The sequence below is a fragment of the Actinospica durhamensis genome, assembly GCF_018139695.1.
Taxonomy (GTDB): domain Bacteria; phylum Actinomycetota; class Actinomycetes; order Streptomycetales; family Catenulisporaceae; genus Actinospica; species Actinospica durhamensis.
The window spans coordinates 1-9,514 of sequence record NZ_JAGSOG010000305.1; the positions used below are offsets into that span (position 1 = coordinate 1).

Annotated in this window: 9 protein-coding genes and 1 pseudogene; 6 read left to right on the plus strand and 4 right to left on the minus strand. The window is 74.4% G+C overall.

The genetic code is table 11. The annotated features are described in order from the left end of the window. Positions 1 to 138: 138 nt before the first annotated feature. Positions 139 to 978 (plus strand): DedA family protein, encoded by an 840-nt coding sequence (locus tag KDL01_RS35240; protein WP_212533035.1) that lies wholly within the window; start codon positions 139 to 141, stop codon positions 976 to 978. Further along, positions 866 to 1,714, plus strand: a complete 849-nt coding sequence (locus tag KDL01_RS35245) for a hypothetical protein (RefSeq protein ID WP_212533036.1) — start codon at positions 866 to 868, stop codon at positions 1,712 to 1,714. The genes KDL01_RS35240 and KDL01_RS35245 overlap by 113 nt, the downstream gene beginning before the upstream one ends. A 59-nt stretch (positions 1,715 to 1,773) precedes the next feature. On the opposite strand, the gene KDL01_RS35250 is transcribed toward KDL01_RS35245, so the two are convergent. Continuing rightward, entirely contained in the window at positions 1,774 to 2,946 is a 1,173-nt protein-coding gene (locus KDL01_RS35250; protein WP_212533037.1) for an AI-2E family transporter, read from the minus strand. A 110-nt stretch (positions 2,947 to 3,056) separates the two neighbouring features. On the opposite strand from KDL01_RS35250, the gene KDL01_RS35255 reads away from it, so the two are divergent. Then, positions 3,057 to 3,779 (plus strand): MBL fold metallo-hydrolase, encoded by a 723-nt coding sequence (locus tag KDL01_RS35255; protein WP_212533038.1) that lies wholly within the window; start codon positions 3,057 to 3,059, stop codon positions 3,777 to 3,779. A 54-nt stretch (positions 3,780 to 3,833) separates the two neighbouring features. Here the strand turns inward: KDL01_RS35255 and KDL01_RS35260 are convergent, their stop codons facing one another. Both KDL01_RS35260 and KDL01_RS35265 read right to left on the minus strand, forming a co-directional pair. Beyond that, positions 3,834 to 4,685 (minus strand): DeoR/GlpR family DNA-binding transcription regulator, encoded by an 852-nt coding sequence (locus tag KDL01_RS35260; protein WP_212533039.1) that lies wholly within the window; start codon positions 4,683 to 4,685, stop codon positions 3,834 to 3,836. Beyond that, positions 4,678 to 5,511: a M55 family metallopeptidase gene (locus KDL01_RS35265; RefSeq protein ID WP_212533040.1), complete on the minus strand. Its 834-nt coding sequence runs from the start codon at positions 5,509 to 5,511 to the stop codon at positions 4,678 to 4,680. The genes KDL01_RS35260 and KDL01_RS35265 overlap by 8 nt, the downstream gene beginning before the upstream one ends. Positions 5,512 to 5,699: 188 nt before the next feature. On the opposite strand from KDL01_RS35265, the gene KDL01_RS35270 reads away from it, so the two are divergent. The 3 genes from KDL01_RS35270 to KDL01_RS35280 all read left to right on the plus strand — a co-directional run bounded on the left by KDL01_RS35270 (position 5,700) and on the right by KDL01_RS35280 (position 9,304). Next, a complete protein-coding gene (locus KDL01_RS35270; RefSeq protein WP_212533041.1) occupies positions 5,700 to 6,719 on the plus strand; it encodes an N-acetylglucosamine kinase in 1,020 nt (339 codons plus the stop codon). A gap of 162 nt (positions 6,720 to 6,881) precedes the next feature. Beyond that, entirely contained in the window at positions 6,882 to 7,916 is a 1,035-nt protein-coding gene (locus tag KDL01_RS35275) for an N-acetylglucosamine kinase (protein WP_212533042.1), read from the plus strand. A gap of 11 nt (positions 7,917 to 7,927) precedes the next feature. Further along, the gene (locus KDL01_RS35280; RefSeq protein ID WP_212533043.1) at positions 7,928 to 9,304 is read left to right on the plus strand and encodes an FAD-binding oxidoreductase; all 1,377 of its coding nucleotides are present in this window, start codon (positions 7,928 to 7,930) and stop codon (positions 9,302 to 9,304) included. Between the two features lie 6 nt (positions 9,305 to 9,310). Here the strand turns inward: KDL01_RS35280 and KDL01_RS35285 are convergent. Next, positions 9,311 to 9,514, minus strand: a pseudogene (locus KDL01_RS35285) (ABC transporter ATP-binding protein); the annotation flags it as partial.

The following is a 9,514-nucleotide window of genomic DNA, read 5'->3' on the forward strand; positions in this document are numbered from 1 at the left end:
CCCTAGGAGCCCGCCCACCGTCCTGACGGTGGGGAAAACTCCACCTTCGCCCGGGTGCCTGCCCCCGTGACCCGCGCCGCCCGATGGCCGAGGCTGGAGGAGACGGACGGACCAAGGAGACCTGGGGGCGGGATCGCGATGGCCACACTGGTGAACGCGGGCGCACTGCTGGCCTGGCTCGGCCACGGCGCGATCGCGGGGATCTTCCTGGTCCTGCTCGCCGAGACCGGGCTGCTGGTCGGCTTCCTGCTGCCGGGCGACTCGCTGCTGCTGACGGCGGGTCTGCTCAGCGCCGTCGGCACCGGTCCGGCCCGGCTCCCGTTGCCCTGGGTGCTCGTCGCGGCGACCGCGGGGACGGTGCTCGGCAGCCAGCTCGGCTACCTGCTCGGCCGACGCGCCGGCGGCAGGCTGCGCGCCCACGGCCGTGACACCCAGCTCGCCGCCGCGTTCGAGCGCACCGAGCGGCTGCTGGCCCGCTTCGGCGTGCGCAGGGCCCTGATCATCTCCCGCTTCGTGCCCGTCGTGCGCACCGTGATCGGCCCGACCGCCGGAGCCGTCGGCGTGCCCGCCCGCTTCTTCGCGCTCTGGCAGACGCTCGGCGCGGCGCTGTGGACGGTCGGGGTCACCACCGCCGGGTACGCCGTCGGCAGGCTCGTGCCCGGCGCCGAGCACACCGTGGACATCGCCGTCGCCCTGCCGGTTCTGCTCCTGCCCTTGCTGGTGCTCTGCCGGACGGTGGCGCGCGCCTTCCGACGCCGTCGCTACCGCGCCGTTCGAGCCCGCCGGTCGCACCGTTCACCACGTTCTGCAACCCGGGAGACGCCCAGCGTCCCGGAATGCCCTCCGGCTTCCCTATGCTTCGGCCATGACCGTCAACACCGCCCTCGCCGACGTGCTCGACCGCCGAGCCGCCGCGACCGAACCGGATGCCGTGCTCGCCGCCCTGATCGACCACGGCGTCCACGTACCCATCGGTGAGGACGGCCGCGTGGTCTTCGTGCAGGACGAGAGCGGCACTCCGGCGCTGCCCGGCTACGTCAGCGAGGAGTGCCGGGCCCGGCGGCTGCCGGAGGCGAGCACGTCCGTGTACTGCGACGTGCTGCGGCTGGTCGATATCACCGGGCAGACCGGCGTGCCGATGCTGCTGCTGTTCGCCGACTCCGGCTCCGCCCGCGTGCCCGTCCCGCTGGTGCTGCAGACCCTGCGCCGCCGCGGCCGGCAGGGCCAGGGGGAGCGGCTCAGGCTGACCTGGACCACGCACCCGCGGGCCCTGGCCCTGCGCGCCGTGCTGAGCGAGCACGTGCGCGAACACCCGGCCGTGCGCACCATCTGGATCTCGCTCGCGCGCTGGCTGGACACCGGTTTGGAGCAGCTCATGCTGCACCTCGAAGTCGACGAGCCGCTTCCCTCCGCCTCCGCCCAGCGCCTGGTCGAACGCGCCCTCGCCCAGCTCGCCGACCAGTCCCTGCCCGACCCCGGCCTCGGCGTCATCGCGCTGCACACCCGCGAGCACGCCACCACCGTCGCCGAGCTCGAACGCATGGGCCTGGACACCGTCCGGTTCGAGTGCGAGACCGGCCGCGTCACCATCGTCTCCCGCGAGTTCGACGAGCCGTCACCCGCGGACTCGTCCGCCGACTCCGCCGTCGACTCCGCCACCGACACTTCCACCGACTCGTCCGCCGAATCCCGCGCCGAGCCGCCCGCCACCTGACTGCTCCTCAGCGCAGCTACTCCTCGGTCACTTCTCGCTCTGGCTACTCCTCGGCCCGGTCACGTCTCCCCGGTCGAGGGCTCCGGTGAACGGCCCGGCGGAATGCCCTCGATGCTCCCCGGCCCCGGCCCGACGTCCTCGTCACCGTTCCCGTCCCCGCCGCGCTGCCCGTTCGGCGGGCTGTTGTTCTGCCGCACCACCCGGATCACCGCCCAGGCGATCGAGACCAGCGGCACCGCCACCACCGCGCCGAGCAGCCCCGCCACGATCGTCCCGGCGATGACGCACACGGCCACGGCCACCGGGTGCAGCCGCACCGCCCAGCCCATCACGAAGGGCTGCAGCACGTGCCCCTCGATCTGCCCGAACACCACGATCAGCGCCACCACCACGAGGGCCGTGGTCAGTCCGCGCGAGGCCAGCGCGACGATCGTGGCCACCGCCATCGCGATCGGCGAGCCGACCAGCGGCACGAAGCTGGCCAGGAACTCCAGCACGGTCAGCGGCAGCACCAGCGGCACCCGCAGCAGCTTCAGCGAGACCCCCACCATCACCGCGTTGGCCGCCGCGACCAGGATGATCCCGCGGGTGTACCCGGCGAAGGTGTGCCAGGCCGACTGCCCGCAGCGGTCCCACAGATCCCGCAGGTGCGTGGGCAGCTGGTTGAGGAACCAGCGCCAGATCTGCGCGCCCGAATGGGTGAAGAAGATGGCGCAGAACACCGCGAGCGCGATCACCGTGATCACGTCGATCAGCCGGCTCGCCTCGTTGATCGCCTGGGACAGCAGCGACGAGCGGTGCGCGGAGACGTAGTTGCCGATCTTGCTCTGCAGATTCGAGAGCGTGCTCGCCTTGACGTGGAACGGGGGGCCCTGCAGCCAGCGTTTGATCTGGTCGATCCCGCCGCGGAACTCCTGGCCGAGGTCGCTGGTCTCGTTCGCCACCGAGTACTCCACCAGCCAGGCCACGCCGGAGAGCACCGCCAGGCTGCCCAGCGCCGTCAGCGCCAGCGCCAGCACGCGCGGCATGTGCCGGTCGAGCGCGTTCACCGGCGGCCGCAGCAGCGAGCTGAGGATCAGCGCGATGAACAGCGCGATGAACACGACCTCGAACAGCAGGGCGATCCGGAACACCGCATAGACCGCGACCCCCAGGATCAGCAGGCGCAGTGCGTACTCGGACGCCCGGCGCAGCCCTGGGCTCACCGCGTGTCGGCCCGGCTGCTGATCCATGCTCAGCTGGCTACCCCCTCCGGCGCGACGGATGCCGGACGCGGCGGCGGGCGCGGGCCGAACGAGTGAACCGACGTCCTGGGCCGCCGGGTTAGGGCATGCTCCCTGGTATGTCGAAGCCCGCTGCCCTTTGCGTCGCGCCGAACCTCTGGCGCATCCCCGTCGCCCCGTTCTCCTTCGTCAACGTCTACGCCTTCGTGGAGGACGACGGCCAGGTGACGCTCGTCGACACCGGCATGAAGTCCTCGGCCAAACGGATCGAGGCGGGCCTCGCGCTGATGGGCAAGTCGGTCGCCGACGTGACCCGGATCGTGCTCACCCACGCCCACGCCGACCACGCCGGGGGCGCCGCCGGCCTGCTCGAGCGCACCGGCGTGCCCGGGGTGGCGATCCATCAGACGGACGCCCCCTTCGCCCGGGACGGCCACGCCCCGCCGCGCGACACCTCCACCTTCCTCGGCCGGCTGGCCAACCGCGGCTCGAACGCCTTCCCCGCGGTGGTGGTGGCCGAGGAGTTCGTGGACGGCGACGTGCTGCCGGTGGCCGGCGGCCTGAGCGTGCATCACACCCCGGGCCACACGGCCGGACACGTCTCGCTGCTGCACCAGCCCACCGGCGTGCTGGTCACCGGCGACGCGATCTGGAACGTCAGGAAGCTGAGCTACGGGGTGAAGGCGTTCTGCCAGGACGTCAAGCTCAACGAGCGCTCCGCGCACGTCCTCGGCGAGCTGGAGTACACGGTCGCCGCCTTCACCCACGGCCCGCATGTGAGCGACCAGGCCCGCGAGGCCGTGCGCGGCTACCTCCGCGACGCCGACGCCCGGCAGCGCTGAGGCTGCCACCGCGTCGCCAGCCGAGCCCGCCGCCGGGTACGGGGGCGGGCCCGGTCAGTCCAGCCGGGGCAGCGGGGGCGCGATCAGCACCCGTGCCCCGGCGTGCTCGAGGGCCTGCACGATCTCCGGGTCGGCCGCCTCGTCGGTGATGATGCCGGCGAGCTCGGCCAGCGCGGCCACCCGCCCGACCGCGACCGCGCCGAGCTTCGCCGCGTCGGCCAGCACGTAGCACTCCGCGGCCTGCCGGATCAGGGCCCGGCGCACCGGCACCTCGTCCAGGTGCGCGCAGGTCAGTCCGGCCCGCGCGTCCACCCCGTCCCCGGCCAGGAAGGCGCGGCGGGCGAAGAAGCGGTCGAAGAAGCGGGCGGCCGCGTCGTCCGTGCAGGCCAGGTCCGGCCGCCGGAGCAGCCCGCCGGCCAGGTGCACCTCCACGCCCGCCCGCGCGGCCAACGCGGTCGCCGCGGGCACCGAGGCGCACAGGGCCCGGCCGGTGAAGGTCAGCGGCAGGGCGCGGGCCGTCTCGGCCACGATCCCGCCGATGCCGAACATCAGCGTCTCGCCCGGCTCGACCAGCCCCGCCGCGGCCGAGGCGATGGCCCGGCGCGCCTCCCGCCCGTCCCGCTCGGTCCCGGCGGACCGCCGCGCGCCGCCCTCCACCGTGGCCGCTCCGGCTCCGGCCGCCGCCGCGTCGCCGGCGCCGACCGCGACCGCCCCGCCGTACACCCGGCGGGCCAGCCCCCGGTCCTCGAGCACCTTCAGGTCGCGCCGGACCGTCTCCCCGGACACCGCGAACCGGTCCGCGAGCTCCTCCACCCGCACCCGGGTGTCGCGCCGCAGCAGGGCCGCGATCCGCAGCCGCCGCTCCTCCGGCAGCACCGCGGCCAGCAGCTCCTCCGCCTCACCCATACAGCGCCTCCACCGCCGCCGAAGCCACGACCGTCACGGCCTTGAAGCAGCGGATCATGGCATAGGCGGACTCTGATGCGTACGCCACCCGCCGGGTGTCCACCCGGACCACCCCGGGGATGATCGTCGTCGCCGCGGCCAGGTGCGCCGCGTCGAACTCGACCTCCACCCGGTGCCCGGACGCCGCCGGACGCTCCCGCCGCCCGGCCAGCGCGACCGCCTCCCTGGCCGCCTCGTGAATCAGGGCACTGGTTGCGGCGGGCGGGCGGCAGTGCGCCGCGTACCGCGAGACGTGGTCCTTGACCGCAGCCGTGCGGGCCGCCGGCGCGTACCGGGCGGCGTCTTCGCAGGCCCGGTCGTCGCCCGTCACCAGGATCACCGGCACCCCGAACTCCGCGGCCACCAGCGTGTTCAGTCGGCCCTCGCTCGCCAGCTCCCCGTCCACGTAAACGGCCGTGATCGTGTTCGGCAGGTAGGTGTGCGCCAACACGCCGTCGGCGCCCGCGCCCACGTGGTAGCCGAGCATCACCACGCCCTCGACCCGCGGATCCTCGACCCCTTCGAGCATCGAAAGGTCCTTGTGCCGTCCGGTGATCAGCGTGGCCCTGGGGTCCAGGGACTCGATCCTCAGGTTCCGCATGGTCGAGTGCGCGTCATTGACCAGCACCGTGTCCGCGCCGCCCGCGCACAGTCCGGCGACCGCCGCGTTCACGTCGCCGGTGAGCAGCTCCCGGCAGCGTTCCCAGCCGGCGGATCCGGGCTCCACGTCGCCGGGCCAGGTCACCCCGGTGGCGCCCTCCATGTCGGCGGAGATGAGGATCTTCACCGGTCCCGGCCCCGGTCCCGGCCCCGAGGCGCGCGGATTGACCAAAGATGACCACTCATGTGGATTACTCTGCGTCAGCTCCGGCAGCTCCGTCAAGAGGCCACAGTCGCAGCCCACGTATCCGCGTGCTCTCACGCCGACGGCGCGGCGTGGACGGCGCCGCGCTCGGCGGGGCATCCTGGGCAACCATGGAGGACACGCTGCCGTCCGCTCCGCCCGACCTGCTGGTCCTGGGCGTCGAGGCGGGCACCTTCCGGGTGGACGCGGCCGTCGCGGACCTCGACGGCACCGGGTACGGACGCGGCCGGTCCGGCTCGGCCAACCCCTCCGCGCTCCCGCTCGCCGACGTCACCGCGCACCTGGTCGAGGCGACGACCGCGGCGCTGGCCGGAATCGACGCCCGGGCGGTGCGCGCGGTCGTCGTGGGCACCGCCGGCATCCTCGGCTTCCAGCGCGACGGCTCCGCGGACCGGCTCCGTACGCTCTGGCGCGAAGCAGGGCTCGACTGTCCCGTCGCCGTCGTGCCCGACGCGGTCACCGCCTTCGCCGCAGGCACCACGCGCCCGAGCGGCAGCGTCCTGATCGCCGGAGCCGGGGCGATCGCCGCGCGGGTGGAGGGCGAACGGGTCACCGCGCGGATCGACGGCAACGGCTGGCTCGTCGGCGACGACGGCTCAGGGTTCTGGCTCGGCCGGCAGGCGGTGCGGGCCGTGCTCGCCGTGCTCGACGGACGCGGCGAACCGACGCTGCTGCTCGACGCCGTCCTGTCCGCGGTCGCCGGCGGACGTCGGGTCCCGACCGGAAAGGCCGAACGCGTCGCCTTGCTGCGCGACGCCGTGTACGACGGCCCTCCCGTCGCCCTGGCCGCGCTCGCTCCGCTGGTGCCGGCCGCCGCCGAAGCGGGCGACCAGGTCGCGCACCGGATCAGTGAGCAGGCCGTCGAACTGCTGGTGCAGGCCTCGGACGCCCTGATCGCGGCGGACGGCCATGATCCGGGCGAGCCGCTGGTCCTCGCCGGCTCGCTGATGCACCAGGACGGCCTGATCCGCCGCGAGGTCACCCGCCGCCTGACCGAGCGGCACGGCCGCGCCCCACTGCTCGCTCCGCCCGGCCCCGGCGGAGCCCTCTGGCTCGCCGCCCGCCGCATCGATCGCGCCCTCGGCCGCCGCGCCCACGCCGCCTTCACCGCAGCGACTCCCGCAGCCTGACGCAGCGGCGTTCTCCCGCGCCACCCGCACTTTCGCACCTAGTGATTTCGAACCCTGCTGTTGATTTCCCACCGCCGCGCTGGCAGCATTCCACAAGAAACCACATCCACTGTCTCGGTCTGCTCCAGCCCTGCGCTCGCCTGGAAAGGATGGTCCGCCGTCGTGACAGCCCGGCTCGTGCTCGGCCTCGACGTCGGCGGGACCTCCACCCGCGCCCTCGCCGTCGACGCCGTCTCCGGCGAACGCCTCGGCTCGGGCCGCGCGCCCGGCGCCAACCCCGTCGCCCACGGCGTCGGCCGGGCCGCCGAGAACATCGCCGCCGCGCTCAAGGAAGCGCTGGCCGGCCGCGATCCGGCCGACGTGCACGCCTGCGTGGTCGGACTGGCCGGAGCCAGCAAGGTGGCCGCGGACCCCGGCACGGCGGCCGAGTTCGCGCGACTCTGGCTCGCCCTCGGCCTGGGCTGCGAGGTCGCGATCGTCTCCGACGCCGCCGCCGCGTTCGCCGCGGGAACGCCGGAGCCGGACGGATCCGTCCTCGTCGCCGGTACCGGTGCGGTCGCGGCCGCCGTGGCCGGGCGCCGCCCCTGGCGCTGGCGCGACGGACACGGCTGGCTGCTCGGCGACGACGGATCAGGGTTCTGGATCGGTCGGCAGGCCGCCCGCGCCGCGCTCGCCGCCCTCGACGCGTCCGGCCCCGCCGCCGCGCCTCCCGCAGCCGGCCCGCTCGTCGAGTCCGTACTCGCCACGTATCTGGACACTGAGTCGGCGGACGACGCCCCCGTACCCGCGCCCGTACCCGCCAGGCTCCGCACCTCCGCGCTCATCGCCGCCGTCACCGCCCGTCCGCCGGTGAACCTCGCCGCGCTCGTCCCGTGCGTGCTCGACGCCGCGGACGCCGGGGACGAAGTGGCCGCGGGCATCCTGGCCGAGGCCGCGCGGCACCTCACCTCGGCCCTCGGCCACGTCCGCGAACCGGCCGCCACCACGCCGATCGTGCTCGCCGGAGGCCTGCTGCACCCCGGCACCCGCGTCGACCGCCTGGTGCGGCGCGCGCTCGCCGCCGCCTGGCCCGACGCGCCGATCCGCGCCGCCATCGACGGCGCGGCCGGGGCGGCCTGGCTCGCCGCGCTCCCGATCCACCCACCCGATCGTGCACGTGACCTGCATGCACGGCTCACCCAGCTCACGGCGGAATGAGGAAACCGGGAATGCCAGGACGAGACGCGGTCGACGTGCTCGCGACGCTGCTGCCGGCCGGACGCGTCATCACCGACCCGGCGATCATCGAGGGCTACCGCTACGACCGCGCCCGCGACGCCCGCGTCGGCCGGCCCCGCGCGGTCGTGCGCCCGGCCGGCACCAGCGAGGTGCAGACGGTCGTGCGCTGGGCCGGCCGGCACGGCGTGCCGGTGATCCCGCGCGGCGCCGGCACCGGCCTGTCCGGCGGGGCGGGCGCCGTCGACGGCTGCGTCATGCTCACCCTGGAGCACATGCGCGCGGTGGCGGTCGACCCGGACACCCGCGTCGCCGTCGCCCAACCCGGCGCGCTCAACGTCGAGATCAAGCGGGCCGCGGCCGAACACGGGCTCTGGTACCCGCCGGACCCCTCCTCGTTCGAGATGAGCTCCATCGGCGGCAACGTGGCCACCAACGCCGGCGGCCTGTGCTGCGTGAAGTACGGCGTGACCGGCGACTACGTGCTCGGACTCGAGGTGGTGCTGGCCGACGGCACCGCGGTCAAGCTCGGCGGTCCCAGGATCAAGGACACGGCCGGACTCTCGCTGATGAAGCTGTTCGTCGGCAGCGAGGGCTGCCTCGGCGTCATCACCGAGGTCACCGTGCGGCTGCTGCCCGCCCCCGCCCCCGCCTCGACGCTCGTCGCCGCGTTCCCCGACATGATCCGCGCCGCGGACGCGGTACTCGCCATCACGGCGGGGCTGCGTCCGTCAGTACTCGAACTCATGGACCGCACCAGCGTCAACGCGGTCGAGGACAAGCTCGGCATGGGCCTCGACCGCGAGGCCGGCGCACTGCTGCTGGTCTGCTCCGACGCCCCGGGCCCCGCGTCCGCCGCCGAAATCGAGGCCGTCGCGCAGATCTGCACCCGCCACGGCGCCACCGAGATCCACGCCACCGACGACCCGGCCGAGGGCGAGGCCCTCGCCGTAGCCCGCCGCACCGTCCTGCCCGCCCTCGAACAGCGCGGTGACCTGCTGCTCGAAGACGTCGGCGTCCCCCTGCCCGCCCTGTCCGCACTGGTCGAGGGCGTCGCCGAGATCGCCGAGGAGTACGGCCTGACCATCGCCCTCGTCGCCCACGCCGGCGACGGCAACACCCACCCGATGATCGTCTACGACGCCGGCGCCCCCGACTCCGCCGCCCGCGCCGCCCTGGCCTTCGACGCCGTCATGGACCTCGCGCTCTCCCTCGACGGCACCATCACCGGCGAACACGGCGTAGGCCGCCTCAAGCGCGGCTGGCTCCCCGCCTACCTGGGCCCCGAGGTCCTCGCCCTCAACCGCCGGATCAAGACGGCCCTGGACCCGCAGGGGCTGCTCAACCCGGGGGCGGTGTTCGAGAACTGAGTCGACTCACGCCTCCGCCAAGTCCACCGCCGCGACCTTCCTGACCGCAGGATGGAAGCAGGCGTGGCGGACTTCGACATCGTCCACGGTCTCTTCCACCAGGGTGGGGTGCTCGGCTTGGCAGCGCTCCGTCGCGAAGGGGCAGCGGGGTTCGAAGAGGCAGCCGGGGGTTTCGGTGGCGGCGTCCATGAGGGCGCGGGGGGCTAGGCG